Origin of the sequence: Amycolatopsis sp. GA6-003 (genome assembly GCF_046267895.1) — a bacterium.
Taxonomy (GTDB): domain Bacteria; phylum Actinomycetota; class Actinomycetes; order Mycobacteriales; family Pseudonocardiaceae; genus Amycolatopsis.
Map to the genome: position 1 here is coordinate 2,546,379 of NZ_CP176499.1, position 26,744 is coordinate 2,573,122.

Below are 26,744 nucleotides of genomic sequence, written 5' to 3' on the forward strand. Positions count from 1 at the left end.
ATCATCGGCCGGGCACGCCAACAGCCTGCAGCGCGGCCCGCTGCTCGGCGACGTCGTAGGTCGGCTCCGGGAACTTCGGGTCCATCTCGGCCAGTGTCTCCACGAGCAGCTCAGCGACGGCCCAATTGCGATACCACTTGCGATCGGCGGGCACCACGTACCACGGAGCGTGCTCGGTCGAGGTACGCTTCAAAACGTCGGCGTACGCCTTCTGGTACGCGGGCCACTGCCGCCGCGCGTCGATGTCCGACGGGTCGAACTTCCACCGCTTCTCCGGCCGGTCGAGTCGCGCGGTGAGCCGGCGGAGCTGTTCCTCCGGAGAGATGTGCAGGAACACCTTGACCACGGCGGTGCCGTTGTCGGTCAGCTCCTTCTCGAACGCGTTGATCTGCGTGTAGCGCTTGCGTCGCTCCGCCGCGGAGAGCTGGCCGAGCACGCGCGGCACCAGCACGTCCTCGTAGTGCGAGCGGTCGAACACTCCGAGGTGGCCCGGCGACGGGAGCTTCTTGCGGATGCGCCACAGGAAGTCGTGCTTGAGTTCGGCGGCGGTCGGCTTCTTGAACCCGGCGTACTGCACGCCCATCGGGTTCACCAGCCCCAGCACATGGCCGACGGTGCCGCCCTTGCCGGAGGTGTCCATGCCCTGCAACACCAACAGCACGCTGCGGGTGCCGCCGCCGATGCCCTCCGCATACAGCGCTTCCTGCAACCCAGCGAGCCGTTCCCCGGCGGACTCCAGTTTCTTGCCGCCCTTCGCCTTCTTCTCCGGCCCCACCGGCGACGAAGCCGGGTCCGGCAGCTCGTCGCGCGCCCGGAGCGCGTCGCGGACCCGGTTTCCGTTCTGCTGCTTCTTCGCCATCCCGGGACGATAACCGGACCGGCGGCCGATCCCGCGCATCGGACGACCGGGTGTCCTCCGGTCGAGCGACGCAGCGAATCGCCGGTCCACCCCCTCGATTGCGCAACGAACGACGGGGGAAAGCAACGTTTCCCGGCTGAACTCCCCGCGAACGGCCTCTAGCCTGAACGCATGACAGCGTCCGTCCAGCCTGCCGGCACCGCGCGTCCCACCTCCACCGACGGCTTCATCGCGCTCGACGAGCAATGGAGCACGCACAACTACCATCCGCTGCCGGTCGTGATCGCCGAAGCCGAGGGCGCTTCGGTGACCGACGTGGCCGGCAAGTCCTATCTGGACTTCCTGTCCGGCTACTCCGCGCTCAACTTCGGCCACCGCAACCCCGAGCTGATCGCCGCCGCGACCGAGCAGCTGGGCCGCGTCACGCTCACTTCGCGCGCGTTCCACCACGACCAGCTGGGCCTGTTCTGCCGCGAACTGGCCGAGCTGACCGGCACCGAAATGGTGCTGCCGATGAACTCCGGGGCCGAGGCCGTGGAGTCCGCGGTGAAGGTCGCGCGCAAGTGGGCGTACCAGGTGAAGGGCGTTCCGGCGGGCACGGCGGAAATCGTGGTCGCGGCGTCGAACTTCCACGGCCGCACGACGACCATCGTCTCGTTTTCCGACGACGAAACCGCGCGCGCCGACTACGGCCCCTTCACGCCGGGCTTCGTCCAGGTGCCTTACGGCGACGCGGAAGCGCTGAAGGCGGCCATCACGCCGCGCACCGCGGCTGTGCTGATGGAGCCGATCCAGGGCGAGGCAGGCGTCGTCGTGCCGCCCGCGGGGTTCTTCGCCGCGGTGCGACGGCTGTGCGACGAAAACAACGTGCTGATGATCGCCGACGAAATCCAGTCCGGGCTCGCGCGTACGGGCACTGTGCTGGCGCTGGAGCACGAAGGCGTCCGCGCTGACCTGTACACGCTCGGCAAGGCCCTCGGCGGCGGCATCGTCCCGGTGTCCGCGGTGGTCGGCAGCCGCGACGTACTGGGCGTACTGAAGCCGGGCGAACACGGCTCGACCTTCGGCGGCAACCCGCTGGCGTGCGCGGTTGGCCGTGCCGTGGTGCGGATGCTGCAGACCGGCGAGTACCAGAAGCGCTCCACCGAACTCGGCGCACACCTGCACGAACGGCTGGCGAAGCTGGTCGGCGACGGCGTCTCGGAGGTCCGCGGACGCGGCCTGTGGGCGGGCGTCGACATCGCCCCGGGCGGTCCGACGGGACGGGAAGCGTCGGAGGCGCTGGCCGGATTGGGCGTGCTGTGCAAGGAAACGCACGACCGCACGTTGCGCGTGGCGCCGCCGCTGGTGATCACCGAAGCCGAACTGGACCGCGGAATCGACGCGATCGCCCAGGTCGTACGCGCTCGTTGACCTTCGCGAGAATCGCGGGCAGCACTAGGATGGACCGCCGCGGTTCTGGTGGGTTGAGCACATGTCGCGCTCCGGGTGAAGACCCCAGCGGGAAGCTCACCCGGAGCGTCCGTTCAGGCCGACGTCACCTCGACGCCATTCAGCGCGGTGTTGTCCTGCAGGTGCCCGTCGCCGCCCGGCACGGTCGGGATGTCGTCGGTGCTGAGGCCGGAGAGGTACAGCCCGGCCTGAGCACCGGCTTCCGCGGACTGTCGCTTGCGGCGCGCCGTTTCGATCCTCGTCACCACGACCTGGCGGGCACCGCCGGGCAGCTGCACCACGGCGTGCGCGCCGACCTGGACGGTGCCGTCGGTGACCGTGCCGGTGACCACGACTCCGCGCGTCGGGATCTGGTAGATCTCGGAGATCCGGAAGCGGAACGGGCCGGACGGGGCTTCGGCCGGGCGGCGCGAGAACAACGACATGGGGCCAGCATCGCATCACCGCGGCCAGCAGGCTTTCACCGGCTGACCGCCGAGTGGACCGCTGCGGCCAGCCGGTCGTGTTCCGGGTAGGACCAGGTCGCGGAGAACTGCCGCCGCGTGTACCCGAACGCGACGCCGCTGTGCGGGTCCACGAAGGACTCAGACCCCGCGGAACCGTTGTGCCCGAATGCCTTCGCGCTGAGGAACGGATAACGCAACCCCTTCGCCTGAAACCCGAGCGCGTACTGGCCCGCGTCGCCGGTCACCAGGTCGCGGCCGGTCGAATGGAGCATGGCGAACTCGCCGAGCGTGCCCGCGTCGAGCAGCGGCGGCCGTCCGTCCAAACCGGACACCGCAGCCGCGTACAGTCCAGCCAGCCCGCGTGCGCTGCCGACCCCGCCCGCGGAGACCTGCCCGAGCGCCCGCACCCGCCGGGTGTTGACGAACGCCACCTGGTCGAGCGGCGGCGTCGAATCGAGCCCGTAGCCAATGCCGCCCAAGCTGTACGGGCTCGGCACATACGCCTGGAACGCCGCGAGTTCCTCCGCGCTCGCCTCGCCCGCCAGCACTTCGCGGTACCGGTGTTCTTCCTCCTCGGGCAACCCCAGATACAGGTCCAGGCCGTACGGTTCCCTGATCCGCGTCTCGAAGTGCTCCTGCACCGAACGCCCGGTGACCCGCCGGACCACCTCGGCGACCACCGAGAACCCGGCGAATCCGCTGTAGCCGTAAGCAGATCCCGGCCGCCAGAACGTCCGCTGCCCCGCCAGGCGCCGCGCGATCGCCCGGTCGTCCGCGAGTTCCTCCGCGGACAGCCCGCCGTCCGCCCCGATCAGGCCGGAACGGTGGCTCAGCACGTCGCGAACCGTGATCCCGCCCTTGCCCGCGGCGGCGAACTCCGGCCAGCGGCGCGCGACCGGCTCGTCCAACTCCAGAACGCCGTCCTGCACCAGCAACGCGACCACCAGCGCAGTCGCCCCCTTGGTCGAGGAATAGACGCCGGTCAACGTCTCGCCGGTGACGTCTCCTGCCCAAAGATCGACCACCAGCCGCCCGTGCACGCGGACCGCCAACTGCACGCCCGCGCCCGCCTCGGCCGCCGCAGCGAACTCCTCGCGGACCGTCTCGAAGCCTTGTTCGACAGTCCCGTGGATCTCGATGTCCCCCATGAGTTCTCGTCCCTCCGATCGTCTGTGTCGAAAGGAGGACCCGCGCGCCGTCCCGAATGTGACTAGGCTTCGCTCCGTGACCGCCAGGCGGACTCTCGCCCTCTTCGCCGCGCTCTGCGCACTCGCCACGCTTGTGCTGGGGTTGCTCGTCGCGCGCTATGCCCCCGGCTCGGTGGACCAATGGGCCGAGAGGTCTGCCTCGACGCTGAGCCCAGGCCTGCTCACCACACTGGTGCTGCCGACCGAGCCGTACGTGCACATCCCGGCCGTCGTCCTCATCGCCGGAATCTGCCTTTACCGGCGCGCCCGGCTCGACGCGTTGCTCGCCGTAGCCGGTCCGTTCGTCGCCATCGCACTGAACAGCTGGGCGCTGAAACCCGCGTTCGACCGCTGGAAAGGCGGCACGCTCGTCTACCCGAGCGGCCACACCGTCAGCCTGGTAGCCGTGCTCACCGTCGTGGTGCTGCTAGTGCGGTGCAAAGCTGTCGCCGTCGTGGTGGGCGCGGTGCTGGTTTGCTGCGCGGCCGTGGGCATGATCGGCCTCGGCTACCACTACCTCACGGACATCGCCGGCGGCGTCTGCTTCGCCCCCGCCGTGGTCACCGCGATGCGGGCGGCGCTGTCACCGCGTCGCGCGCGAGAGCCGTCAACCGGCTGATCGCGCGCAGGTACTTCTTGCGGTAGCCGCCGTTCAGCATCTCCTCGCCGAACAGCTCGGGCAGCGGCACGCCGGACACGACCACCGGAATCGCCCGGTCGTACAGCCGGTCCGCCAGCGCGACCAGCCGAAGCCCGACCATCTGGTCCGGCACCGGCGCCACGTGCTTGAGGTGCACCCGCCGAACCCCGTCGAGCAGCTTCCCGTACCGCGAGGGATGCAGCCGCTCGAGATGCTTCGTCAACGCGCCGAATTCGTCCACAGTGGACCCTTCGTGCGCGGCCGCGGAAGCGTCGATCTCGTCGTCGCCGACCGGCGGCGGCGCGTCCGGCAGCCCGCGGTGCCGGTAGTCCGGCCCGTCGACGCGGACGACGCCGAACCGCCGCGACAACGCCTGGATCTCGCGCAGGAAGTCCTCCGCCGCGAACCGTCCCTCCCCGAGCTTGTCCGGCAGCGTGTTGGAGGTCGCCGCGACGTAGACGCCCGCGTCGGTGAGTTCCTGCAGCAACCGGCTGACCAGCGTCGTGTCGCCGGGATCGTCGAGCTCGAACTCGTCGATCGCCAGCAGCCGGTGCTCCGACAGCCGCGTGACCGCGTTGGCGAACCCCAGCGCGCCGACGAGGTGCGTCAGCTCGACGAACGTCCCGTACGCCTTGGGCCCCGGAGTCTCGTGCCAGGTCGAGGCGAGCAGGTGGGTCTTGCCGACGCCGAAGCCGCCGTCGAGGTAAAGCCCCATCGGCCCGTCCGGAATCGCCGCGCCGCCGCCCAGCAGCGACCGCAGCCGGGACTTCTTGGCCTTGGCCGCCCCGACCCGAGAAGCGAACGCCGAACACGCCTCGACCGCGGCCGCCTGGCTGGGCTCGTCCGGATTGGGAAGGTAAGTGGAAAACCGAGCCTCGCCGAACCGCGGCGGCGGCACGAGGGACGCGATCAGCTCGTCGGCCCCTAGCTCGGGAAACCGGTCGGTCAGCGCAGCTGCGGGCATGGTCGAAGAGCCTATCCGCACGACCCCGGCCCTCGCGGCGCGCCTCAGCGTGGCAGAGAACGGCAAATCCCCCGGTCGGAGCCGTCTTCCGCCGGGGAATGGACACGCGAAGCCAGGCCCGTGTGGCGACTGTCACCGACCCACGGCACTGGTCGGCGCCGCGACGATGGATCGAGCCAGGTCACCAGCCCCGGCCTGAGCGGGTGGTGGGTGGCCCGGTGCCGCCGGGCTCGTTCGCGCTGCGCCGTTGACGCCATTGCTCCAGTACGAACCTCGGACCGGCCGAACGGGGCCGATCGTCGGCGCGCGGAGAACCGGCACTCCCGCCAGGCAGCCTCCATCAACCTGGGAAGCAACAACACTCCCTCCACGCAGCCGCCCATCGTCGCGCGGAGCATCGGCCCACCCGCCATCCATCAGCGCGGAGCAGCAACAGTCTCCGCCCGCCGGGCAACCATCACGCGGCGGCTCAGGCCACCGACCGCCGGTCGAGTCACCGCGCTGTCACGGGCCTCCGACGCGGTGCACCGTCGACTAACCCCGTCCGCAGACTCGCTGGCGAGTGGTCGCGGCACCCACTCCTTCCCGCCCGCCCGGCCAGGCAGCCACCACGCGGCGGCTCAGGACCGCCGACCGCCGATCAAGTCGCCACGCTGTCGCGGAGACTCCGGCGCGGTGCACTGTCGACCCGCCGCCCGCCAGCTCGGTGGCAAGTGGCCGCGACGCCCCCTCCTTCGCCCACCGCCAAGGCAATGTGCGCCAGCGGTGGCTCGCCCCGCGCGGGTCGTCGCCCGGTGTCTCCTCAGCGCCGCAGTCCATCCCTCCCTGTTGCGCGGTGTCTGCGATGAACCTGGCGCGCCAGGCGAGCCACGACCGCTGTCCGGAGGCCCCTTCGTCGATTCGCCGACGCTTGCCGACTCACCCGTTCGAGGGATGCCGCGTGAGTTTTCGCCCGGTCGGGAGGTCCTTCGGGAGGGCACGTCTCCGGCGCCGCGGGCCGCTCGCGGCGACACTGGACGCGCCATGTCCGGATACAGGGAGCGAGGAACCATGCCGAGCGCGAACCGGCCCGATGTGCCTGCCGCTGTCCCGTCCGCCGCGCTGGCGGCGGCCGAGCAGACGGACACCGCCGGGCGCACCACGATCTCGTCGCTGGTCGTGCAGAAGATCGCGGTGCTGTCGGCGCGCGAGGTCGCGGGCGTGCACGCGCTCGGCGGCGGGGTGTCGCGGGCGATCGGGGCGATCCGGGACCGGATCCCCGGCTCCGGCTCGACCTCCACCGCAGGCGTCGCGGTCGAGGTCGGCGAGAAGCAGGCCGCGATCGACCTCGACGTCGTCGTCGAGTACGGCGCGCGCATCGCGGAGGTCGCCCGTGACGTGCGGCGCAACGTCATCACCTCGGTCGAGCAGATCACCGGGCTCGAGGTGATCGAGGTCAACATCGCGGTCAACGACGTCCACCTGCCCGGCGAGGAAGACGAGCCCGAGTCGAGCCGGGTCGAGTGACCAGGTGACTCGGCCGCGACGGCGCGACCTGGCGCCGCACTTCGACCAGGCCGCTTCCGGCCCCAGGCGCACCGCCGCCAGTCGGGCCGGACGTGCTGCGGAAGGGCGTAGCGGCAGCAGGTCCGAAACACCGCGTCCGCCACGACCACTCGCCACGCAAACCGCCGCACTGAACACCGCGGCACCTCAGATCAGGCAGCACCTCAACCGCCGCAGCACGCAATCCCAGGAGGGCGCACGTTGAACGCTACGCAGACCGGGATCCTCGCCGGGCTGATTCTCGGCCTGGCCGCCACTCAGGGGTTCACCGCTTTCCTGGTGACCTTCGCGGTCGGCATCATCGGGCTCGTGGTCGGCCGGGTCCTCGACGGCGAACTCGACCTCGGCGACCTGTTCGGGAAGGGCCGGGACAAGTGACCCGGACGGTCGAGGCAGGGCTGTCCCGCACCGACCTTCCGGAGCCCGCCGAGCGCGGTTCGCTCACCATCGCGCACGCCGTGGTGCGCAAAGTCGCGCAGCACGCCGCTGACCAGGTTCCCGGGACGATGCGCACCGAACGCCGCGTCGCGGGCGTCAGCACCGGGATGTCCGGCGCGTCGGCGAAGGTCGGCGGCTCGGACAACGACGTCGAACTGTCCCTCGACCTCGCGTTGCGCTATCCGGCTCCGGTGCGGGAAGTGACCGGGCAGGTGCGCGAGAAGGTCGTCGAAGAGGTCGAACGCATCACCTCCTATCACGTGCGTTCGGTCGCGGTGACGGTCACCGCGTTGCTGCCGGACGTGCCGCCGAGGGTGCGATGATGCGCATCCTCGTCCGTCTTCTTTCCACGCTGCTCGGCCTGGCCGTCGCGGCCGGCGGCGCGCTGCTGGCGCTCGAGGTCGGCTGGGCTTGGTGGCAGCCCGGAAAGGAACCGCTGCTCGTGCCGTGGCGGCGGTGGAAGACCGCGATCGCCGACCTGGACTGGACCAGCACGCCGGTGCGGATCGCAGCGGGAATCCTCCTGCTCGCCGGGCTGGTGCTCCTCTTGCTGGCGCTCGGTGCGGGAGACCGCGCGGTGCGGATGACCGATCCCGCCGACGGCATCACGGTGAACACCTCGCCGCGAGCGCTCGCGCGGATGGTCGGACTGGCGGTGCGCGCGGAGGACAACGTGCGCGGCGCGTCCGTGACAGCCAGCTCTCGCCGGGTGCGCGTGCGCGCGACAAGCCGGCTGGAAACCGAGGAACAGCTCCGGCCACGGCTGCTGGAGACCGTCTCTCGCGTGCTGGACGACCTCCCGTTGCAGCGTCGCCCGAAGGTTTCTGTGGTCGTCGACTCTCCGAAGGACCGGTGATGAGCGCTTCCGCGGCGCGTCGCGCGCAAGGCCGTTCGTACGGTGCCGAGCGCACGCTGACCTCCTTGGTCGGCGTGCTCGGAGTTCTGGCCGGCGCCGGAGCACTGGTGGTCGGCATGGGCTGGCTCGGACAGTTCCGCGGGCACCGGCCGCTGCTCGACCCGATCGCGGTCGGCTGGCTCCGCGACCACGCGCTGTACGCGCGGATCGGTGCGCTCGTGCTCGGGGTGCTGCTGCTCCTGTTCGGACTGTGGTGGTTTTTCCGTTCGCTGCGCCCGGAACGCCGGCCGGACCTGAAGCTCGACGAGACGACCGGCGCGGAGCTGACCGTCACGGCCGGCGCGTTGGCCGGTGCGGTGCAAACGGACGCGGAAAACGTCGACGGGGTTGCCCGGGCTCGCGTCCGGTCGGTGGGCACCGCGGCCGAACCGGCGTTGCGGATCACGCTCTGGCTGGCCGAGGGCACCGAAGTCCGGCGGGTGTGGGAAGACCTCGACGCGTACGTGCTGACCCGGGCCAGGGAGTCGCTCGGCGTCGAGACGCTGCCGACCGCGGTGCGGCTCGAACTCGACACGACCGGCCCGGCACGCGTGCGCTGATCCCGCGTTTCGCCCAGAATGCCCGCATGGCCCTCCCTGTGCAGGCACCGATCAAGCCCATGCTGGCGAAGCCGGCCAAAGCCATTCCCGATTCCGGCGGCCTGCTGTTCGAGCCGAAGTGGGACGGGTTCCGCTGCCTGGTTTTCCGCGACGGCGACGAGATCACCCTGCAGTCGCGCGCGGAGAAGCCGCTGAACCGGTATTTCCCGGAAGTCCTCGCCGCGCTGCGGGAGTCCTTGCCCGAACGCGTCGTGCTCGACGGCGAACTGGTGGTGGCCCGCGACGGCAAGCTCGATTTCGACGCGCTGACCGAGCGCATCCACCCGGCCGACAGCCGCGTCCAGCTGCTCGCCGAGCAGTCGCCCGCGCAGTTCGTGGCTTTCGACGTGCTCGCGCTGGGCGACGAGTCGTTCGTGGACGAGCCGACGTCGGCGCGCCGCGAACGGCTCGAGTCCCTTCCGGGCATCGCGCTGACGCCGGCGACGACCGATCCGGGCACCGCGCGGCACTGGTTCGAGCTGTTCGAGGGAGCCGGACTGGACGGCGTGATCGGCAAGCCGCTCGACGAGCCGTACTCGCCGGGCAAGCGGGTTTTGTTCAAGTACAAGCATTCCCGCACCGCGGACTGCGTGCTGGCGGGGCTGCGCTGGCACGTGGACGGCGAACCGGGCGAGGCGGTCGGCTCGTTCCTGCTGGGCCTGTACGACGAGAACGGGCTGCTGCACCACGTCGGCGTGGTCGGTTCGTTCCCGGTGGCGCGCCGCCGCGAGCTGGCGCAGGAGCTGGCCCCGTTGATCACGGACGGAGAAGGGCACCCGTGGCTGGGCGACGCGGTCCGCGAGGGGCAGCGCATCCCGGGCGGCATCACGCGCTGGCGGTCGAAGGAACAGCCGTGGGTGCCGCTGCGGCTGGAGCGCGTGGTGGAGGTCTCGTACGAGCACACGGAGGGCGGCTATCCGTCGCGCTTCCGGCACACCGCCCAGTTCGCGCGCTGGCGGCCGGACCGGGAGCCGTCGTCGTGCGGCTACGCACAGCTGGACGAACCGGCGCGCTACGACCTGTCGGCGGTCTTCCGGGGCGAGGTCGTGCGCACCCGCTGACCGGACACGCCGCAGGACCCGCTCACTGGCTTCCCACACCAGGCGTGCCAAGCTCGTCGGAGAGTTCCGCCGAGCAGACGTGAGGACCAGCCCGTGCACCGCCGTTCCCCCAGCCGTTCCCGTACGCGCGCCCGGCTGGCGGCGGCGACGCTGGGAGTGCTCATGCTGGCCGGGTGCACCACCGGGCCCTCCGTGCGCCCGGCGGTGATCGACAACGACGGGCGCACGACCGCCGCTCCGCCCCCGAGCACTGCCGCGGTGCCGTTGCCGCCGCTGGCCGAGCCCAAGAAGCCCAGTCTGCGGTGGGCCAACTGCGACGCGGACACCCGGCAGCGGATGACCGCGCCTGCGCTGCCCGATTCGCTGCACGTCAGCTGTGCGCGCATGACTTCCCCGCTCGACGCGCCCGAGGACTCCCAGCATCTGCTCGCCCGCATCCTCGTGCTCAAGGCGGGCGACGGACCGATCCCGCTCGTGGTGGTCAACGACGTCGGCGGCGAGCCGGGCTCGCTGTTCGCCGCGCGCCTGGCGACCCAGCTTCCGCCCGACTTCCTCAAGAAGTTCTCGCTGATCGGCGTGGACCGGCGCGGCACCGGACTGTCCGGCGGCGTGCAGTGCGTGCCGCTGGAGGTGCGTTCGGACCTGCTGGGCGCGGACCCGGCCGACGGCGGCCTCGGCGAGGTGCTCGACGCGGCTCGCCGGGCCGGTCAGCAGTGCGCGCTCGACCTCGACACCGCGCAGACCGCGCTGGACAGCTGGCGCACCGCCGGGGACCTCGACCAGCTGCGGAAGCAACTCGGCCTGGACCGGCTGAACGCGCTCGGCCGCGGTGACGGTTCGAAGGTGCTTTCGGAGTACGCGGTGCGTTATCCGGCGCAGGTCGGCCGCATGGTGCTGGACGGCATCCCGGACCCGGGCTCCGACCGGGCTGCCGTGCTCGACGCGGTGGCCGCTGGCGCACAGGCGACGTTCGACGCCTTCTCCGCGGACTGCGCCGCCCGCAACTGCCCGATGGGCGATGCGAAGGTCGCGCTGAAGACGGTGACCGACCGCCTCCGCACGTCCCCTGTGGACACTGACGACGGCGTGACGATGAGCCCGGGCGTGGCGACCTACGCGGTGTACCAAGGACTCGCCGACCGTTCGGCCTGGCCGGCCCTCGCCGACGCGCTGAACGCCGCGAAGAACGGCGACATCACCGCACTGGCCGGCTTCGCGAATCCGATCGTCGCGGACGTCCGCAGCCGCACGTCGCGCATCGGCGGCACCATCGCGACCCGGTGCAACGACTCGACGACCCGGCTGCCCGCCGATCAGCTGGACCGCGCCGCGGCCGGGATGCGCGCGAAGTACCCGCAGTTCGGCGCGGCGATCGCCCAGGAACTCGCCTGGTGCGGCGCTTGGCCGGTCCGCCGCGAAGCGCTGCCGCCCGGCGGTGCGCCGGGAGCCCCGCCCATTCTGGTGGCCGCTACCGCCACCGACCCGGTGACGCCGCAGATCGGCACCACCCGGGCCGCGGACCAGATGCCCAGCGCCGTGACTGTCACCTGGCAGGGCGTCGCGCACGGCGCGGTCGGCCAGTCCTCCTGCGTCACTGCCGCCGCGCAGTCCTTCCTGATCGACGGCAAGATCCCGGACAACGGCACCCTCTGCCCCGCCTAGAGATCGGCGACGCCGTGCGGCTTCCGCAGCACTTCGGTCAACCGGTTCCATCTCGCCGAGGCAGCGCCGCCAGCCACGCACCAGCCCGCTGATCCGGCCGAGCAATCCCCGCTGAGGTCTGAGGTGGCGGGACCGGGGCTGCCCCGCCGAAGTCGTTTCGAACACCTGCCCAGTATCTCGAACACCTGTTCGAGAACGCATCACTCGACCCTGTGCGATTCGGTCCCCCGTTCGAGACCGAGATCCTCACCAGGAGTGCCGAAAAGCCCGGCGACGCACCGAATTCCGCCCCTCGCGGCCGGAACCGCGCGACAGATCGTCCTAACGCGACACGACAGGACTGGCAGCCGCCCAGGCCGCCTCGATCATCCGGAAAACCTCGTCCACCGCGGCCTCCGGATCAGCCGCCTCGCGGGCCACCGAATAGGCGTCGACCACGAACCGCGCGATGGCCCGGCACGCGGTCGGCGTCCGCCCGAGCGCGGGATCGGCTGCCATCGCCGCCGCGAGCGATTCCGCGTGCCGCAGGCGCATCGATTCCTCGTACTCCCGCAGCGCGGGCGAGCCGTCGATCATCCGCCAGACCGGCGCGACGCTGTCCGCGGTGCAATGCCGCACCAGCGCCTGGATTTCCTCCCGCAGCGCCGGGATCAGCGACTCGGGCGACACTCGCCGCTCGACCGCCGCTCGCAGCCTCTCCTCGAAGTTCGAGTCCTGCTCGAAGACCAGCGCTTCCTTCGAGGCGAAGTGCGAAAAGACCGTGGTCACCGCGACGTCGGCCTCGGCCGCGATGTCCCGGATGCCCACCTCGTCGTACCCGCGCTCGAGGAACAGCCGGAGCGCGGTGTCGGCGATCTTCCGGCGGGTCGCGGCCTTCTTGCGCTCGCGCCGCCCGGACGGCTCAGTCATCCGCGGATGCTATCAGCCACAAAATCCGACCGGTTGGCAAAAGCTAACAGTTAGCCTCTGCCAACCGGGAGCGGCTACTGCCGGTACCCCTCGACCTCGCTCACCGGCCGGACCGTCGCCTCGTCCGGATCGTCGTCGAACTCGACCCGGGCCCGGCGCTGCCGCAGCAGGTCCCAGCACTGGTCCAGCTCTTCTTCGGCCCGGCGCAGCCGCTCCCGGTCGTCCGAGGACAGCCCGGTCCCGATCGCCCGGTCCCGCAGCTGTTTCTCCTCCGCGATCAGCTCGTCGATCCGCCCCAGGATCCCGTCAGCCACATCAACCTCCAAGGAAGCGTCGGACACTCCCCAGGACGCTACCCCGCCCCGGGGAATTCCCCACCCGGTCCGTTCGTTGGACCGCCTATGAGCACAGTGGAACTGACCGCGGACAATTTCGACCAGACGGTGACGGACAACGAGTTCGTGCTGATCGACTTCTGGGCAAGCTGGTGCGGCCCGTGCCGTCAGTTCGCGCCGGTGTTCGAGAAGGCGTCGGAAAAGCACGGCGACATCACCTTCACCAAGGTGGACACCGAAGCCGAGCAGCAACTCGCCGCGGCGTTCAACATCCGCTCGATCCCGACGCTCGCCGTGATCCGCGACAAGACCCTCATCTACTCCCAGCCCGGCGCCCTTCCGGAAGCCGCGCTGGAAGACCTCATCCGCCAGGCCCGCGAGGTCGACATGGACGAGGTGCGCAAGGCCGCCGCCGCGCAAGAAGCCGAGCAGGCCTGAGCAAGCCACTACAGGCGCACTAACCCGGGGAACCGCGAAGGCCCGGCACCCGCCACCGGGTGCCGGGCCTTCGCAATGGTTCAGGACCGGGTGACGAGCCCGCGCAGGAAGAACGCGAGGTTCGCCGGCCGTTCGGCCAGCCGGCGCATGAAGTAGCCGTACCACTCGTCTCCGCAGGGTACGTACACGCGCATCGTCTCGCCTTCGGCGGCGAGCCGCTTCTGCTCCTCGGGCCGGATGCCGTACAGCATCTGGTACTCGTGGTCGGCGGACGTGCGGCCCGCGTCGGCGGCGAGCTTGCCGGCGATCGCGATCATCCGCGGGTCGTGCGAGGCCACCATCGGGTAGCCCTGCCCGGCCATCAGCACGCGCAGGCAGCGCACGTAGGACTTGTCCACCTCGGCCTTGTCCTGGAACGCCACCGACTCCGGCTCGGCGTACGCGCCCTTGCACAGCCGCACGCGCGATCCGGGACCGGACAGCTCGCGGCAGTCCTGCTCGGTGCGGCGCAGGTAGGCCTGCAGCACCGCGCCCACCCACGGGTACTCGGCGCGCAGCTCGCGGAGGATGCCGAGCGTCGAGTCCGTGGTGGTGTGGTCCTCCATGTCGAGCGTCACCGTCGCGCCGACCGCGTCGGCCGCCGCGCAGATCTTCCGCGCGTTTTCGAGCGCGACGCCTTCGCCGTCGCCCGGCAGGAACTGCCCGACCGCGGACAGCTTCACCGAAACGTCCGCGCCCGCGGCGAGGCCTTGTTCGGACAGCGCCGTCAGCAACTCCTCGTACGCCTGCACGGTGGCGGTGGCCTGTGCGGCGTCGGTGGTGTCTTCGCCGAGGTGGTCGATGGTGATCTTCCGGCCGTCGGCGGCCAGTTCCCGTGCGGCGCGCACGGCGTCGGCGGTAGCCGAGCCGGACACGAACCGGCGCACTACGGACCGGGTGACCGGTACCGCTTCGATCAGCGCACGCATCCGCTGCGAACGAGCGGCGGCGAGCAACGGGGCACGCAGCATGACGGTGTCTCCTTCTCAGCCCTGGTGCGGGTAGCGCACGGAGGTCGGCGGCACGAAGGTCTCCTTGATCGAGCGCGGGCTCGTCCAGCGGAGCAGGTTGAAGACCGATCCGGCCTTGTCGTTCGTGCCCGAGGCGCGCGCCCCGCCGAACGGCTGCTGCCCGACGACCGCGCCGGTCGGCTTGTCGTTGACGTAGAAGTTGCCCGCGGCGAACCGCAGCGCCTGCGAAGCCTTCGCGACGGCCGTGCGGTCGTTCGCGATGACGGCGCCGGTCAGGGCGTACGAAGCGGTCTCGTCAACGAGCTGCAGCACGGAGTCGAAGTCAGCGTCTTCGTACACGTACACCGACAGAATCGGGCCGAAGTACTCGGTGCTGAAGATCTCGTGCTTCGGGTTCGTGGACACCAGGACGGTCGGCTGCACGAAGTAGCCGACGCTGTCGTCCGCAGTGCCACCAACGAGGATTTCGACCTCGCTGTCGTTCTTAACGCGCTCGAAGAGGGCAGCGTGCTTGTCGAAGGCGCGACGGTCGATCACTGCGCCACCGAAGTGCGAAAGGTCGGTGACGTCGCCGTAGCTGAGGGCGGCGGTCTCGGAAGCAAGGCCGTCCTTCAGCTGCTCCCAGACGCTGCGCGGCACGTACGCACGCGAAGCGGCGGAGCACTTCTGGCCCTGGTACTCGAACGCGCCACGGACAAGCGCGGTGCGAAGCACGTCGATGTCGGCCGACGAGTGCGCGAGCACGAAGTCCTTGCCGCCGGTTTCGCCGACGAGACGCGGGTAGCTGCGGTAACCGGCGATGTTCGCGCCGACAGTGCCCCACAGGTGCTGGAAGGTGGCGGTGGACCCGGTGAAGTGGATGCCCGCCAGGTCGCGGTGCGTCAGCGCGACCTCGGAGACGGCCTTGCCGTCGCCCGGCAGCAGGTTGATGACGCCCGGCGGCATGCCGGCCTCTTCGAGCAGCCGCATGGTCAGGTGCGCGGCGAAGCTCTGCGTCGGCGACGGCTTCCACAGCACGGTGTTGCCCATCAGCGCGGGCGCGGTGGGCAGGTTGCCGGCGATGGCGGTGAAGTTGAAGGGCGTGATCGCGTACACGAAGCCCTCGAGCGGACGGTGCTCCATCCGGTTCCACACGCCCGGCGAGCTGACCGGCTGCTGGTCGAGGATGCTGCGGCCGAACGCGACGTTGAAGCGCCAGAAGTCGGCCAGCTCGCACGCGGAGTCGATCTCGGCCTGCGTCGCGGTCTTCGACTGGCCGAGCATGGTGGCCGCGTTCAGCGTCGCGCGCCACGGGCCGGTCAGCAGGTCAGCGGCGCGCAGCAGGATCGCCGCGCGGTCGTCGTAGGACAGCGCGCGCCACTCCGGAGCGGCCTTCGCGGCAGCGGCGATCGCGTCGGTCGCGTCCTGCTGCGTAGCGCTCTGGATGGTGCCGAGGACGTGGCTGTGGTTGTGCGGCTGGACAACGTCGATCTTCTCGCCGCCGCCGGCGCGCTGCTCGCCGCCGACGGTGACCGTCAGGTCGACGGGACCGGCCTGACCCAGTTTCTTCAGCGCACCCTCCAGCTCGGCGCGCTCGGCGCTGCCCGGCGCGTACGTCAGCACCGGCTCGTTCTTCGGGGCGGGGGTCTGGGTCACGGCGTCCACGGCGGCTCCCTCGTTGGCGTACTCGTCGGTTGCCCGAAAGATAACGCTGCGCGGCGTTCGGGGGTTTGTTCAAGCGGCTAGAATCGCCCATATGGTCTTGTCCGATCGGCCTACCCCATGACGGCCGCCGAACCGTTCGCCGGCGCCTCGCTGCGGCACGTGCTCGCGACGCTCGGCGAACCGCTCGTGCGGGTGCTCGTCGCGCCGCGCGGACTGGGCGTTCCGGTGCAGGACGTGGTGATCCTCGACCCGGAGGACCCGCCCGAAACGCACCCCGGCGACCTGGTCCTGGTGATCGGCGCGCGGGGCCGGTCGGCGGCCGCGGCCATCCGGGCGGCCGGACGCGCCGGGGCCGCTGCGGTGGCGGTCAAAGGCGAAGGCGGCACGGACGTCGCGGCGGACGCTGGCGTCGCGCTGCTCACCGTCGGCGCGGAGGCGCGGTGGGAGCAGGTCGAGGCGCTGGCGCGCGGCGTGGTCGACGCGGCCCGAGCGGGCGGTGAAGCCGAAACCGGCGAGGTGCTCGGCGATCTGTTCGCGCTGGCCCAGACGGTCGCGACGCTCACCGGCGGCCTGGTCAGCATCGAGGACACCGCGAGCCGCGTGCTGGCGTACTCGAGGGCAGGCGACGAGGTCGACGAGCTGCGCCGGTTGTCGATCTTGGGCCGCGAAGGGCCGGAACGGTACCTCGCCATCCTCCGCGAATGGGGCGTCTACCAGCGATTGCGCGCCGGGGAAGGAATCGTGCGCGTGGACGAGCGCCCGGAGCTGGGGATTCGCCGCCGCATCGCCGCCGGGATCCATGCCGGATCGCAGCCGCTCGGCACGATCTGGGTGCAGGAAGGCGCGCAGCCGCTGACCGAACAAGCCGAGGTGGCACTGCTCGGCGCGAGCAGAACGCTTGCCCCGCAACTGATCCGCGCCCGAACGCTGCCCGATCCACAGCTCCGGTTGCGCGAAGACTTGCTGGCTGGATTGCTGGAAGGACGCGTCGACGCCGAGTCCGTCGCGGACGACATCGGTGCCGATCCGGCGCGTCCAGCACAGGTTCTGGCGTTCACCCTCGCGCGGCAGCAGTCGACCGCTGCTTCGGACAGGTTGCTGCGACGGGCCGAATTGGTGCACCTGATCGCTGTGCACACAGCGGCCTATCGGCGGACCGCGCTGGTGAGCGTGCTCGGCGGCCGGGTGTACGCGTTGCTGCCGGATCTGCCGGAACACTCGGATGCCGCAGTGCTGGCGTTGGCGAAGGAAATCGTTGGTGCGGCACGGAAACACCTCGACGCACCGGTCCGCGCCGCGCTCGGCGGGATCGTGCCGAGACTGTCGGACGCGGCGTTGTCGCGCGGCGACGCGGACCGGGTATTGATGGCGATGACGCGCGGGCACTGGCCGTCCGACGTCGCGTCGCTGGCTGACGTCCGGGCCGACGTGTTGTTGTCGGAAGTGTTGGCCTACCTGGGAGATCAGCCCCGGTTGCGCGATCCGCGACTGGAACAACTGCGTGCCCACGACGCCGACCACGGCGAAATTCTGATCCCCGCGGTGCTGGCGTACCTGAACGCTTTCGGCGACGTCCGCACGGCCGCCCGCTCGCTGAACATCCACCCGAACACCGTGCGCTACCGGGTGCGGCGGGCTTCCGAGGTCTCCGGGATCGACCTGACCGATCCGGCGCAGCGGCTGCTCACCGAGTTGTTGCTGCGGCTGTAAAATCGGGTGCCGCGGGGGTTCGCGATCGCTAAAGTGCCGTCGTGGACCTCTTCTTCCGCTCGTGGAACGCACTCCAGAACGCCGTGAAATCGCTTGAAGGCGGGCAGTGGCTGGCCCCGTCCGGCTGCACCGGCTGGCTGGTGCAGGACCTGGTGTTCCACCTGGTCATCGACGCGCAGGACATCCTGATCACGCTCGCGACCCCCTCCGAAGAGGAGCCGACGCACACCGCCGCCCAGTATTGGGAACTGAGCACCGACCTGCCGACCGGCCTGGAGCCGGAAAGCCTGTTCACCCGCCGCGCGGCGGTCAGCTACGGCACCACCGAGTGGCTCGCGCACCACTTCGACGACCTGGCCCAGGCAGCCGGACGCGCCGCGGCGCTCGCGGACCCGGCGGCGAAGGTCGAGACCCGCGACTACGTGCTGACGGTCGCCGACTATTTCGAGACCTACGTCGTGGAAGCCACCCTGCACCACCTGGACCTGGTCCGGCATCTGTCCGGAGTGGACGGTCCAGACGCGGACTGCCTGGCAGCGACCCGGCGGACGGTGGAGACCGCACTGGGCGCACCGCTGCCGTCGTCGCTGGACGACGAGTCCGCGCTCCTGATCGCGACCGGCCGCCGCGCCGCGACCGACGAGGAAAAGGCAGCGCTGGGGTCGCTGACGGAGAAGCTGCCGATCGTCTTGGGCTAGACCGAAAGCCGTTCGCCCGCGGCCACCTCAGCAAGCGCGGCGAACGATTCGACACGCGCGGCCGGGTCGTAGGTACTGGTGCTGACGAGCAACTCGTCCGCCCCGGTCGAAGCGACCAGGTCCGCGAGGCGCGCGCCGACCTCGTCCGGAGTGCCGCTGATCTGCCCGGCCAACGTGTCCTCGAGACGCCGACGCTCCCGGTCGGTCATCGGCAACGCCACAATCTCGTCCGCCGGCGAAAGCGGCGGGAACACTCCATGACTGCGCGAGTACACCGTGGACCAAGCCTCCGGAACCAGCAGCCGCCGAGCTTCCTCCGCGGTGTCCGCCACCGCGACCGCTGTCGACACAACGACATAGGGATCGTCCACATCGGACCGGAAATTCTCGCGGTAGCGGGAAATCGCCTCCACCATCGCCCGCTGCCCATGTGCCGGAGCGATCACCAGCGGCAACCCCAGCCCCGCGGCGAGATCCGCACCCGCACCGGTCGCGAGGAGAAACACCGGCACCGTCAGCCCTTCGGCCGGAATCGCGTGCATGCCGTCGTGTTCGCCGCGGAAAAAGGCGAGAAGCTCGCGAACTTGGCCGTCGAAGCCGTCGGCCGCGTCCTTGCCCTGCCCGAGCGCCCGCCGAACCGGCTCGATGAACCCGACCGACCGCCCGATCCCGAGATCGATCCGCCCAGGGAACAACGACTCCAGAATCCCGAACTGCTCCGCAACCACAAGCGGCCGGTGATTGGGCAACATCACGCCACCGGACCCCACGCGGATCCGCGAAGTCGCAGCCGCAACGGCTGACGCAAGCACCGCAGGCGCGGAACCGGCAACCCCAGGCACGCCGTGATGCTCGGAAACCCAAAACCGGTGGTAGCCGAGCGCCTCAATGTCCCGCGCGAACGCGATGGTGTCCCGGATCGCCTGCGAGGTCCCCCGCCCTCGCCGCACAGGCGACCGGTCCAGCACGGAAATCGGAACGTCCACGCTCACGCCAACGCCACCCGCCCAGCCCGAATTCCCGCCAAGACGTCCGCAAGGACAGCCTTCACGAAGCACCCGCCACCACACCACCCCGGGGCGCTAGCCCCACCCGCAGCCAATGCACCCAACCATCGAGGCACCCACACCCCTCCCCACCCCGATACACAGCCAAAAACACGGCGCTGGGGTGCTTGTCAAGGCATCTTTCCCGCCTTGACAAGCACCCCAGCGCCGTAGCCACACTAAAAATCGGGGGGCCCACGCAAGAGCCCTCTGCAATGTCGCCGCCAGGCGATGAGCAGCCCCGGATCCGACTCAGGGCCTCCACCGCTCGCTGTAATCCGGATGATCCGCATACGGCAACGCCAGCAACCGCAACGTCAAACACCAATTCGACCCAGCCTCGTCGGCGGGCACATGACAGGTCTCACACCAGTACTCGCTGCCGTACAACGGAAACCCAGGCACCTTCTCCGACACCGTAGTCCGGTGCGCGAGCATGATCCGCCGCGTCGCCTCGATCTCGTTGATCATCTGGTTGACCACGTCGAGCTCGAGGTCGCCGAGGGAACGGACCCGCTCCTCCAGCCCGACCTTGGCCTCGCCGCGGGTGAGCGGCTCGCCGGCCTTGCCCTTCTGCACCGCCTGCATGATCAGCGCCTGCCGCTGTCCGACGCGCGCGGCGAGGAACGCGATCAGGTCGTCCACGACGTCTCCCTCCTCCGGTCCCCGGCTCCCCTCCGGTCCGGCAATAGTCGCACCTCGACCTCGGCGCGTTACCACCCAGCGGCGCTCCCCAGGATAATCGAGGGCGAAAAATTCAGCGCGACCTGCGGAAACAGTCGGAAAATCCGCCGCGATGTTGATCACCCAGAGTGATCACACCCGGCAATCGGACGATCACGCCTGGTCGGATCGGGCCTTGCTCGGCTGCACCCGTTTGGGTTCGCCGGGCATCTTGGGGTAGTCCGGCGGATAGGGCAGCTCCGCACCGCCGAGGTCGCGGTCGTCGCGCTCGTACCACTCCAGCAGCGTCTCCAGGCCGAACGCCTTCTCGTCCATCGGCGCGTGCAGGTCGCCGTGTTCGGCGAGGAAACCGGGGACGGTCAGCACGTCGAAGTCGTCCGGGTCGACGTCGGCGAGCAACTCCCAGGTCAGCGGCGTCGAGACGGTCGCGCGCGGGGTGCCGCGGACCGACCACGACGAGGCGACCGTCCGGTCCCGCGCGGCCTGGTTGTAGTCGAGGAAGACGCGGCCGCCGCGTTCCTCCTTCCACCAGGAGACCGTCGCCTTGTCCGGGATCCGCCGTTCGACCTCGCGGCCGAGCGCGATCACCGCGTGCCGCACCGCGATGAAGTCCCATTCCGGGCGGATCCGCACGAGGACGTGCACGCCGCGGCCGCCGGAGGTCTTTGGGTAGCCGGTGAGCCCGGCGTCGGCGAGCACCTCGCGGACGACGCCGGCGACTTCGACCGCGTCGGCGAATCCGGCGCGTTCCGGCGGGTCGACGTCGATCCGCAGTTCGTCCGGGTGGTCCACGTCGGGGCGGCGGACCGGCCACGGGTGGAAGTCGAAGGTGCCGAGGTTGGCCGCCCAGGCGAACACCGCGGGTTCGGTCGGGCAGACCTCGTCGGCGGTGCGGCCGGACGGGAAGGCGATCCTCGCCGTCTCGAGCCAGTCCGGCGCGCCCTTGGGCACGCGCTTGGCGTAGAACCACTCGCCGGCGACGCCGTCGACGTAGCGTTTCAGCGTCGTCGGCCGCTCGCCGATCGCCCGCAGCAACGGGTCGGCCACGGCGAGGTAGTACTCGACCACCTGCCGCTTCGTGATGCCGCGTTCGGGGAAATACACCTTGTCCGGGCTCGACACCCGGACGGTGCGCTCCCCCACCTGGTACTCGACCGGATCGCCGTTTTTGGCCATGCGGCCACCGTAGCCGCGAGTGCCGTACCGTGGCGGGGTGTCCGGGAGAACCAAGCTGATCGTCGCCCTGGTCGTGTTAGCTCTTCTCGGCGCCGCCGCGCTGTGGCTGCCGATCCCCGGACCGGCGCAGCTGCGCGTCTGGGCCGCGGAAACCGGATCGATGACTCCGCTGGTGCTCCTCGTGGCCTACTCGCTGCTCACCGTCGCGCCGATCCCGCGCACGGTGTTCAACCTGGCCGCCGGGTTGCTCGTCGGCAGCGTCGCGGGGGTGTTCATCGCCTTGGCGGCCACCACGATCGCCGCCGCGCTGGCCTACGGGCTGGCCCGGCTGCTCGGCCGGGACTTGATCCTGCGGCACCTCCATCGGGCGCCGGTGCGGGCCGTCAACGACCGGCTCTCCGACGGCGGGGTGCTCGCCATCACATCGCTGCGGTTGATCCCGGTCGTCCCGTTTTCGGCGATGAACTACCTGTGCGGCGTTTCGTCCGTGAAACTCCTTCCCTATCTTGCCGGAACGGCGCTCGGCAGCGTCCCGGGCACCATCGCGGTGGTCGTTTTCGCGGACGCGCTGACCGGCGACACGCCGCCTGCTTTGCTGGCCTGCTACGCGGTCTTCGCGGCGCTCGGCGCGGCAGGATTGGTGCGGGTGCTGCGGAAGCGCGTCCCCGCCGCCGAACCGGAGGCGCCCGTGCCGTCGGCACCGGCTGGCTGACGGCGGGCAGGTACTTCCGACCGCTACACTCGTCCGGGTGCGCGAGGGGTATCCGCGCTGCGCACGACCACGATCACGGGACTTTCGTCAGGAGCGGGCGTCATCGACACCGGGCAGCTGATCGCGGGGCACTACCGCCTCGTCGAGCACATTGGTAGCGGTGCCATGGGCGTGGTGTGGCGTGCCGTGGACGTGCGCCTGGAACGGTCCGTGGCGATCAAGCAGATCCTGCCGCAGCCGGGCGTCTCCGAGGCCGAACGCGACAACATGCGCCAGCGCGCCATGCGCGAGGCGAAGAACGCCGCCCGCTTCCAGCACCCGAACGCGATCGTCGTGTTCGACGTCGCCGAGCACGGCGGCGACCCGTGCCTGGTGATGGAGTACCTCAACGGCCCGAGCCTGTCCGCCGTGCTGGCCGAACACGGCACGCTGCCGGTCGGCCAGGTCGCGCGGATCGGCGAGCAGGTCGCCGCGGCGCTCGTGGCCGCGCACCGCGCCGGGATCGTGCACCGGGACGTCAAGCCCGGCAACATCCTCATCGACGAAACCGGCACCGCGAAGATCACCGACTTCGGCATCTCCCGCGCGGCCGGCGACATGACGCTCACCCAGACCGGCCTCATCGGCGGAACTCCCGCGTACCTCGCGCCCGAACTGGCCCGCGGCGCCGACCCGGTGCCCAGCTCCGACGTCTTCGCCCTCGGCGCGACGCTGTACCAGGCGATCGAGGGCCAGACCCCGTACGGCAACACCACGAACCAGCTCGCCCTGCTGTACGCGGCGGCGAACGGCCAGGTCAACCCGCCGACGCAGGCCGGTCCGGCGACCGCGCTGCTGATGAGCCTGCTGCGCAGCGAAGCTTCCGAGCGGCCGAGCATGGCCGAAGCCCGGGAACGGCTGGCTCAGCTGGCGGCCGGGGAACCGGCCGCGCCGCTGCAGTTGCTGTCGGGCAATCGCGGTCCGGGCAGCAACGGGTCCCGTCCGCCGTGGGCGCGCACAGCTGCTCCGGCGGCTGCTGCCGCGGCCGCGGCGAAGGCTCCGTCGAACCCGCCTCGGACGCCGACTGCGGCGTTCATGCCGATGGGTGCGCCCTCGCGTCCTGCTGCCCCGGCGAACACTCCGCCGCGTCCGCAACCCGCGGTTCGGCCCGCGCCTACTGCTGCTGCACCGAATTACTCCGGTGCCGGGTCCGGGGATCGGGTTTCGCCTGCGGCGGCGCGGAAGAAGAAGATGGCGTTCCTCGCTGGCGGGGCCGCGGCGGTGGTCGTGGTGGCGTTGGTGGTGTTCCTGGTGCTCAGCAGCAGCCAGGGCAAGGGCGGGCCTTCGACGAACAACGCGCAGCCGCCGGTGAGCAGCTCCTCCGCTCCGGCGAGTCCGTCGACCACGCCGAGTTCTTCGGCACCGCCGGTCAAGTCCAGCGGCAACGTGCAGTGGGGGCCCGCTGGCGACCGGGTCGTGGACTTCTACTCGAGTGCCGGGTCGCCTGGTGCCTGGGCGATGCTGACCCCGTCGGCGCAGGCAGCTTTTGGCGATGAAGCCTCGTTCGCCTCTTACTGGGCGCAGAACGGGCTGTCCTCCTACAAGGGCGCAAGCGTTTACAAGCGCCAGAACAACGCAGACGGCTCCGTCGACGTCCAGATCACTCTCACGCCGAAAGGCGGTGCGCCGACGCCGAAGGTCGTCCAGGTCATCGCCGCGGAGGACGGCACGTTGATGATCAACAGCGATCCGCGCCTCGGAGGCGGTACTCCCGCTCAGTGACACTCGCCGCAGAGGTGGGTCAGGCGGAGCGAATAGCCTACCTTTGAAGCATGGCCGAGAACGGAGCTCTGCCGCCGGGCTGGAATCCTCGGTTCCACGAGGATCTGGTCGGGCTGGATCCGTACGACCCGGAGGCCCGTGCGTTCGCCGCCCATCTCGACCGGATGGAGCGCACCGGGCCGACTTTCACCGTCGAGGCGTGCCTGGACCAGGTCGCCGACTTCGCCGATTCCAGCACCCGTACCGGAGGGCTCCGCTACTGGGTGTCCGCGCTGGTCGTGGTGCTGATCGTGCTCGGACTGCTGGTCACCGCCTGGGACATCGCGCTGCACACGGTCGCTTTTCTCTCCAGGTAACGTGGGAAGGGTGAAAGGTATGAAACCCGTCGTCGGCACCACTCCGCGCGTGGTGAAGTCCGACCAGGAATGGCGGGAGCAGCTTGCCCCCGAGGAGTACGCGGTGCTCCGGCAAGCCGGCACCGAACGGCCGTTCACCGGCGAGTACACCGACACCAAGACCACCGGCGTGTACGAGTGCCGGGCTTGCGGCGCGGAGCTGTTCCGCAGCGACACGAAGTTCGAAAGCCACTGCGGCTGGCCGTCGTTCTACGACCCGGCGGACTCCGACGCGGTGCTGCTGCGCGAGGACCGCACCCTGGGCATGCGGCGCATCGAGGTGCTGTGCGCCTCGTGCCACAGCCACCTCGGGCACGTGTTCGAGGGCGAGGGCTACGCGACCCCCACCGACCAGCGGTACTGCATCAACTCGATTTCCCTGAAGCTCGTCCCGGACTCCGACGCCTGACGTCCGCTGATGCCGCCCTTCCCGTCCCGGGGAGGGCGGTTTTCGTCCGGCGGCAACCCCGGCGAGGCGGGTAGCGTGGATTGTTCATCCGGAGGGGGACCGCGATGGACTGGACGATCGAACGCGCGCTGCCGGCCGCGCTGATCCTCGTGCTGGCGCTGGTCTGCTGGCGGTTCGGGCGGCGGACGGCCGCCCGGCTGCACCGGGGCAGGCATCCCGAAACCCGGCTGACGTCCGCGGCGCAAGTCGCGTTGCTGACGAACGGGCCGATCCGCGTCGCCGAAACGACGATCGCCTCGATGCTGGAGCGGGAGCAGTTGCGCGCGGATTCCGTGGGGCGGCTGTACCGCACGCCCACCGAACCGTCCGACGCGCTGAGCCGCGAAGCCGCCGAGCTGGCCGGTACGGGAGTCGGGATCGCGACCGTGCTGCGCGGTCTCGTCTGGGGCGACACAGTCCGCGAGATGGTCGACGACTTCACTAAGCGCGGCCTGCTCGTCGACGGCCAGGTGCTGCGGAGAGCGTGGCAGTGGACCGCCATCGGGGAGTCCGTGCTGACGGCGGCCGGCGTGGCCGCTTTCGTCGGCTGGCTGAACGGCTATGTGCTGATTTCGGTGCTGCTGCCGGGGTGGTTCACGTTTGCCGCACTGTCCCGCCGCCGGGCTGCCCGGAGGATCCGGCCGACCGACGCCGGACGTGCGGCAGCCGAAGCGGCGTGGCCGGACCAGAGCCTGCTCAGCGGCTTGACCGGAAGCGTCGCGGTCGGCGGGCTTTCGAACCATCCGGATCGCGAACTGCGGGTCGCGCTGCTTCGCGGGCTTCCGGCGACCCGGCAGGCGGGCGCGGCCATCGCGGGAACCGGCGTCACCGGCGGGTTCGCCGGAGCGGCCGGGTACTGGGCCGCCGGCTGCGGATCGGGCTGCGGTGGCGGCGCGGGCTGCGGGTCCGGCTGCGGTGGTTCGGGATGCGGCTCCGGATGTGGCGGCGGGGGGTGCGGCGGGGGCAGCAGCTGAACCGGGGAACGAACCAGGCCTCGGTTGCGTCAGTTCTGCCGACAGCATCGGGCGACCGGCCGGTTAGGGTTCCGGCAACGTGGAGAAGAGGGGGAAGCCGTGGACGAACCGTGGGGCATCTCGGGACCGCAATTCCTGCTGATCTACGGTCTGGCGCTGGCCGTCGTGCTGCTCGTGCAGGTGAGCTGGCCGCCGATCGCGCGGTCGCGGAAGCGGAACGCGCCCGCCACCGTCGAGCCGCCGCTGCGGCCGGACGTCTACCAGCTCGCCTACCTCGCCGGCGGAGCGGACCGCACTGTCGACACCGCGATCGCGACGCTGCTGGAACAGGAACTGCTGCGCGTGAACAGCAAGGGCAAGCTGAGCGCGATCGGCAAGCGACCGTCCCGCAAGCGCCTGGAGCGCGCGGTGCACGACGCCGCACAGGGCGGTACGGCAACCGTCGCCACGGTGCGGAGGTCGCCAGCGGTCCGGCCGGAAGTGGAGAAAATCCGCGAGGACCTCGAACAGCGCGGGCTGCTCGCCGCTGGCGACGGGCTGGACGGCTTCCGCGTCGGCACAGTGGTCGCGTACGGGGTCCTGCTGCTGATCGGCATTGTCCGCGCGGTCAACGGAGCACAGCTGGACCGGCCGATCGGCGGTCTGGTCGGGCTGCTCTTCGTAACCGGGATCCTGGCATTGATCGCTTACACGGTCCGAAAGGGCTCGAAGACCGCCCAGGCGACCGACGCGGGGCACGCGATCGTGGTACGGGCGCGCGAAGAGGCGAAGGCTGCGGAGCAGCGGCCTGAGGAATTCGCTGCCACGGACCGGAACGGCAAGGGAGCGTTGCTTGTCGGGGCCGCGGCAGTGGTGGCGCTCGGCGGAATCGCGCTGTACCCGGACGACGAGATGAGCACGGCCCTGCTCAGCGGCAGCGGGAGTGCCTGGGCCGGGGGCGGCGGCTCGAGCGGCGGATCGTCGTGCAGCAGCGGCGGTTCCTCGTGCAGCAGCGGGTCTTCGTGCGGCGGAGGCAGCAGTTGCGGCGGCGGGGGCGGCTGCGGCGGATAGCCCAGC

The 26,744-nt window shown here is 70.6% G+C and carries 29 protein-coding genes; 18 read left to right on the top strand and 11 right to left on the bottom strand.

Annotated elements, in window-relative coordinates; translation table 11 throughout:
* Position 1: 1 nt before the first annotated feature.
* On the bottom strand, positions 2 to 859 hold the full coding sequence (locus tag F9C12_RS10935) for a PPK2 family polyphosphate kinase (RefSeq protein ID WP_409465786.1): 858 nt from the start codon (positions 857 to 859) through the stop codon (positions 2 to 4).
* A gap of 171 nt (positions 860 to 1,030) precedes the next feature.
* Between F9C12_RS10935 and rocD the strand changes: the two genes are divergently transcribed.
* On the top strand, positions 1,031 to 2,272 hold the full coding sequence (gene rocD, locus F9C12_RS10940) for an ornithine--oxo-acid transaminase (protein WP_409181873.1): 1,242 nt from the start codon (positions 1,031 to 1,033) through the stop codon (positions 2,270 to 2,272).
* A 113-nt stretch (positions 2,273 to 2,385) separates the two neighbouring features.
* Here rocD and F9C12_RS10945 read toward each other — a convergent pair whose 3' ends face one another.
* Together F9C12_RS10945 and F9C12_RS10950 are read right to left on the bottom strand one after the other, a co-directional pair.
* Complete coding sequence (locus F9C12_RS10945) at positions 2,386 to 2,736, bottom strand: hypothetical protein (RefSeq protein WP_409465787.1); 351 nt, start codon at positions 2,734 to 2,736, stop codon at positions 2,386 to 2,388.
* Between the two features lie 35 nt (positions 2,737 to 2,771).
* Positions 2,772 to 3,905: a serine hydrolase domain-containing protein gene (locus tag F9C12_RS10950; RefSeq protein WP_409465788.1), complete on the bottom strand. Its 1,134-nt coding sequence runs from the start codon at positions 3,903 to 3,905 to the stop codon at positions 2,772 to 2,774.
* Between the two features lie 76 nt (positions 3,906 to 3,981).
* Here F9C12_RS10950 and F9C12_RS10955 point away from each other — a divergent pair, with 76 nt between their 5' ends.
* Positions 3,982 to 4,563 carry a hypothetical protein gene (locus tag F9C12_RS10955; RefSeq protein WP_409465789.1) on the top strand — a complete coding sequence of 194 codons (582 nt, stop codon included), beginning with the start codon at positions 3,982 to 3,984 and terminating at the stop codon, positions 4,561 to 4,563.
* Here the strand turns inward: F9C12_RS10955 and zapE are convergent.
* On the bottom strand, positions 4,505 to 5,548 hold the full coding sequence (zapE, locus tag F9C12_RS10960; protein ID WP_409181877.1) for a cell division protein ZapE: 1,044 nt from the start codon (positions 5,546 to 5,548) through the stop codon (positions 4,505 to 4,507). The genes F9C12_RS10955 and zapE overlap by 59 nt on opposite strands.
* Positions 5,549 to 6,598: 1,050 nt before the next feature.
* Here zapE and F9C12_RS10965 point away from each other — a divergent pair.
* The 7 genes from F9C12_RS10965 to F9C12_RS10995 all read left to right on the top strand — a co-directional run bounded on the left by F9C12_RS10965 (position 6,599) and on the right by F9C12_RS10995 (position 11,748).
* A complete protein-coding gene (locus F9C12_RS10965; protein ID WP_409181878.1) occupies positions 6,599 to 7,054 on the top strand; it encodes an Asp23/Gls24 family envelope stress response protein in 456 nt (151 codons plus the stop codon).
* Between the two features lie 240 nt (positions 7,055 to 7,294).
* A complete protein-coding gene (locus F9C12_RS10970) occupies positions 7,295 to 7,471 on the top strand; it encodes a hypothetical protein (protein WP_009075692.1) in 177 nt (58 codons plus the stop codon).
* Positions 7,468 to 7,854 (top strand): Asp23/Gls24 family envelope stress response protein, encoded by a 387-nt coding sequence (locus F9C12_RS10975; RefSeq protein ID WP_409465790.1) that lies wholly within the window; start codon positions 7,468 to 7,470, stop codon positions 7,852 to 7,854. Before F9C12_RS10970 ends, F9C12_RS10975 begins: the two co-directional genes overlap by 4 nt.
* Positions 7,854 to 8,387 (top strand): DUF6286 domain-containing protein, encoded by a 534-nt coding sequence (locus F9C12_RS10980; RefSeq protein ID WP_409465791.1) that lies wholly within the window; start codon positions 7,854 to 7,856, stop codon positions 8,385 to 8,387. The genes F9C12_RS10975 and F9C12_RS10980 overlap by 1 nt, the downstream gene beginning before the upstream one ends.
* Positions 8,387 to 8,986, top strand: coding sequence for an alkaline shock response membrane anchor protein AmaP (gene amaP, locus F9C12_RS10985; protein ID WP_409465792.1), 600 nt, complete (start codon positions 8,387 to 8,389; stop codon positions 8,984 to 8,986). Before F9C12_RS10980 ends, amaP begins: the two co-directional genes overlap by 1 nt.
* Positions 8,987 to 9,012: 26 nt before the next feature.
* Positions 9,013 to 10,086, top strand: coding sequence for an ATP-dependent DNA ligase (locus F9C12_RS10990; RefSeq protein ID WP_409465793.1), 1,074 nt, complete (start codon positions 9,013 to 9,015; stop codon positions 10,084 to 10,086).
* A 162-nt stretch (positions 10,087 to 10,248) separates the two neighbouring features.
* Positions 10,249 to 11,748: an alpha/beta fold hydrolase gene (locus tag F9C12_RS10995; protein ID WP_409466991.1), complete on the top strand. Its 1,500-nt coding sequence runs from the start codon at positions 10,249 to 10,251 to the stop codon at positions 11,746 to 11,748.
* Between the two features lie 321 nt (positions 11,749 to 12,069).
* Here the strand turns inward: F9C12_RS10995 and F9C12_RS11000 are convergent, their stop codons facing one another.
* A complete protein-coding gene (locus F9C12_RS11000) occupies positions 12,070 to 12,657 on the bottom strand; it encodes a TetR/AcrR family transcriptional regulator (RefSeq protein WP_409465794.1) in 588 nt (195 codons plus the stop codon).
* A 74-nt stretch (positions 12,658 to 12,731) separates the two neighbouring features.
* A complete protein-coding gene (locus F9C12_RS11005; protein WP_409181884.1) occupies positions 12,732 to 12,971 on the bottom strand; it encodes a DUF2630 family protein in 240 nt (79 codons plus the stop codon).
* An 87-nt stretch (positions 12,972 to 13,058) separates the two neighbouring features.
* Here F9C12_RS11005 and trxA point away from each other — a divergent pair, with 87 nt between their 5' ends.
* Positions 13,059 to 13,430, top strand: coding sequence for a thioredoxin (trxA, locus tag F9C12_RS11010; protein WP_344267449.1), 372 nt, complete (start codon positions 13,059 to 13,061; stop codon positions 13,428 to 13,430).
* 80 nt (positions 13,431 to 13,510) lie between these two features.
* Here the strand turns inward: trxA and F9C12_RS11015 are convergent, their stop codons facing one another.
* The gene (locus F9C12_RS11015) at positions 13,511 to 14,440 is read right to left on the bottom strand and encodes a proline dehydrogenase family protein (protein ID WP_409465795.1); all 930 of its coding nucleotides are present in this window, start codon (positions 14,438 to 14,440) and stop codon (positions 13,511 to 13,513) included.
* A gap of 15 nt (positions 14,441 to 14,455) precedes the next feature.
* Positions 14,456 to 16,084 carry an L-glutamate gamma-semialdehyde dehydrogenase gene (pruA, locus tag F9C12_RS11020; protein WP_409181886.1) on the bottom strand — a complete coding sequence of 543 codons (1,629 nt, stop codon included), beginning with the start codon at positions 16,082 to 16,084 and terminating at the stop codon, positions 14,456 to 14,458.
* Positions 16,085 to 16,201: 117 nt separating this feature from the next.
* On the opposite strand from pruA, the gene F9C12_RS11025 reads away from it, so the two are divergent.
* Positions 16,202 to 17,794 (top strand): PucR family transcriptional regulator, encoded by a 1,593-nt coding sequence (locus tag F9C12_RS11025; protein ID WP_409465796.1) that lies wholly within the window; start codon positions 16,202 to 16,204, stop codon positions 17,792 to 17,794.
* 41 nt (positions 17,795 to 17,835) lie between these two features.
* A complete protein-coding gene (locus F9C12_RS11030; RefSeq protein ID WP_409465797.1) occupies positions 17,836 to 18,492 on the top strand; it encodes a maleylpyruvate isomerase N-terminal domain-containing protein in 657 nt (218 codons plus the stop codon).
* On the opposite strand, the gene F9C12_RS11035 is transcribed toward F9C12_RS11030, so the two are convergent.
* The 3 genes from F9C12_RS11035 to F9C12_RS11045 form a co-directional block, all read right to left on the bottom strand.
* The gene (locus F9C12_RS11035) at positions 18,489 to 19,484 is read right to left on the bottom strand and encodes an MsnO8 family LLM class oxidoreductase (protein ID WP_409465798.1); all 996 of its coding nucleotides are present in this window, start codon (positions 19,482 to 19,484) and stop codon (positions 18,489 to 18,491) included. The two genes, F9C12_RS11030 and F9C12_RS11035, sit on opposite strands and share 4 nt — an antisense overlap.
* A 306-nt stretch (positions 19,485 to 19,790) precedes the next feature.
* Complete coding sequence (locus F9C12_RS11040; RefSeq protein ID WP_037713305.1) at positions 19,791 to 20,183, bottom strand: DUF6221 family protein; 393 nt, start codon at positions 20,181 to 20,183, stop codon at positions 19,791 to 19,793.
* A 192-nt stretch (positions 20,184 to 20,375) separates the two neighbouring features.
* Complete coding sequence (locus F9C12_RS11045) at positions 20,376 to 21,398, bottom strand: DNA polymerase domain-containing protein (RefSeq protein ID WP_409465799.1); 1,023 nt, start codon at positions 21,396 to 21,398, stop codon at positions 20,376 to 20,378.
* Positions 21,399 to 21,435: 37 nt separating this feature from the next.
* On the opposite strand from F9C12_RS11045, the gene F9C12_RS11050 reads away from it, so the two are divergent.
* From F9C12_RS11050 to F9C12_RS11075, 6 genes are all read left to right on the top strand, one after another.
* Positions 21,436 to 22,110, top strand: coding sequence for a TVP38/TMEM64 family protein (locus F9C12_RS11050; RefSeq protein ID WP_409181890.1), 675 nt, complete (start codon positions 21,436 to 21,438; stop codon positions 22,108 to 22,110).
* 165 nt (positions 22,111 to 22,275) lie between these two features.
* A complete protein-coding gene (locus F9C12_RS11055; RefSeq protein ID WP_409465800.1) occupies positions 22,276 to 23,871 on the top strand; it encodes a protein kinase domain-containing protein in 1,596 nt (531 codons plus the stop codon).
* A 50-nt stretch (positions 23,872 to 23,921) separates the two neighbouring features.
* Positions 23,922 to 24,227 (top strand): hypothetical protein, encoded by a 306-nt coding sequence (locus F9C12_RS11060; RefSeq protein ID WP_116206679.1) that lies wholly within the window; start codon positions 23,922 to 23,924, stop codon positions 24,225 to 24,227.
* A 19-nt stretch (positions 24,228 to 24,246) separates the two neighbouring features.
* Positions 24,247 to 24,675 carry a peptide-methionine (R)-S-oxide reductase MsrB gene (gene msrB, locus F9C12_RS11065; RefSeq protein ID WP_409465801.1) on the top strand — a complete coding sequence of 143 codons (429 nt, stop codon included), beginning with the start codon at positions 24,247 to 24,249 and terminating at the stop codon, positions 24,673 to 24,675.
* Between the two features lie 104 nt (positions 24,676 to 24,779).
* The gene (locus tag F9C12_RS11070; protein WP_409465802.1) at positions 24,780 to 25,688 is read left to right on the top strand and encodes a TIGR04222 domain-containing membrane protein; all 909 of its coding nucleotides are present in this window, start codon (positions 24,780 to 24,782) and stop codon (positions 25,686 to 25,688) included.
* A gap of 99 nt (positions 25,689 to 25,787) precedes the next feature.
* Positions 25,788 to 26,738 carry a TIGR04222 domain-containing membrane protein gene (locus tag F9C12_RS11075; RefSeq protein WP_409465803.1) on the top strand — a complete coding sequence of 317 codons (951 nt, stop codon included), beginning with the start codon at positions 25,788 to 25,790 and terminating at the stop codon, positions 26,736 to 26,738.
* Positions 26,739 to 26,744: the final 6 nt, after the last annotated feature.

Bases quoted from the DNA above. Each gene is read 5' to 3' on its own strand.
- F9C12_RS10945 (WP_409465787.1), bottom strand. From the start codon at position 2,736: ATGTCGTTGTTCTCGCGCCGCCCGGCCGAAGCCCCGTCCGGCCCGTTC.
- F9C12_RS10965 (WP_409181878.1), top strand. From the start codon at position 6,599: ATGCCGAGCGCGAACCGGCCCGATGTGCCTGCCGCTGTCCCGTCCGCC.
- trxA (WP_344267449.1), top strand. From the start codon at position 13,059: ATGAGCACAGTGGAACTGACCGCGGACAATTTCGACCAGACGGTGACG.
- F9C12_RS11000 (WP_409465794.1), bottom strand. From the start codon at position 12,657: ATGACTGAGCCGTCCGGGCGGCGCGAGCGCAAGAAGGCCGCGACCCGC.
- F9C12_RS10950 (WP_409465788.1), bottom strand. From the start codon at position 3,905: ATGGGGGACATCGAGATCCACGGGACTGTCGAACAAGGCTTCGAGACG.
- F9C12_RS11060 (WP_116206679.1), top strand. From the start codon at position 23,922: ATGGCCGAGAACGGAGCTCTGCCGCCGGGCTGGAATCCTCGGTTCCAC.
- F9C12_RS11025 (WP_409465796.1), top strand. From the start codon at position 16,202: ATGACGGCCGCCGAACCGTTCGCCGGCGCCTCGCTGCGGCACGTGCTC.
- F9C12_RS11055 (WP_409465800.1), top strand. From the start codon at position 22,276: ATGGGCGTGGTGTGGCGTGCCGTGGACGTGCGCCTGGAACGGTCCGTG.
- F9C12_RS11015 (WP_409465795.1), bottom strand. From the start codon at position 14,440: ATGCTGCGTGCCCCGTTGCTCGCCGCCGCTCGTTCGCAGCGGATGCGT.
- F9C12_RS11070 (WP_409465802.1), top strand. From the start codon at position 24,780: ATGGACTGGACGATCGAACGCGCGCTGCCGGCCGCGCTGATCCTCGTG.
- F9C12_RS11045 (WP_409465799.1), bottom strand. From the start codon at position 21,398: ATGGCCAAAAACGGCGATCCGGTCGAGTACCAGGTGGGGGAGCGCACC.
- F9C12_RS10995 (WP_409466991.1), top strand. From the start codon at position 10,249: ATGCTGGCCGGGTGCACCACCGGGCCCTCCGTGCGCCCGGCGGTGATC.
- F9C12_RS10990 (WP_409465793.1), top strand. From the start codon at position 9,013: ATGGCCCTCCCTGTGCAGGCACCGATCAAGCCCATGCTGGCGAAGCCG.
- F9C12_RS10980 (WP_409465791.1), top strand. From the start codon at position 7,854: ATGCGCATCCTCGTCCGTCTTCTTTCCACGCTGCTCGGCCTGGCCGTC.
- zapE (WP_409181877.1), bottom strand. From the start codon at position 5,548: ATGCCCGCAGCTGCGCTGACCGACCGGTTTCCCGAGCTAGGGGCCGAC.
- F9C12_RS10935 (WP_409465786.1), bottom strand. From the start codon at position 859: ATGGCGAAGAAGCAGCAGAACGGAAACCGGGTCCGCGACGCGCTCCGG.
- amaP (WP_409465792.1), top strand. From the start codon at position 8,387: ATGAGCGCTTCCGCGGCGCGTCGCGCGCAAGGCCGTTCGTACGGTGCC.
- rocD (WP_409181873.1), top strand. From the start codon at position 1,031: ATGACAGCGTCCGTCCAGCCTGCCGGCACCGCGCGTCCCACCTCCACC.
- msrB (WP_409465801.1), top strand. From the start codon at position 24,247: ATGAAACCCGTCGTCGGCACCACTCCGCGCGTGGTGAAGTCCGACCAG.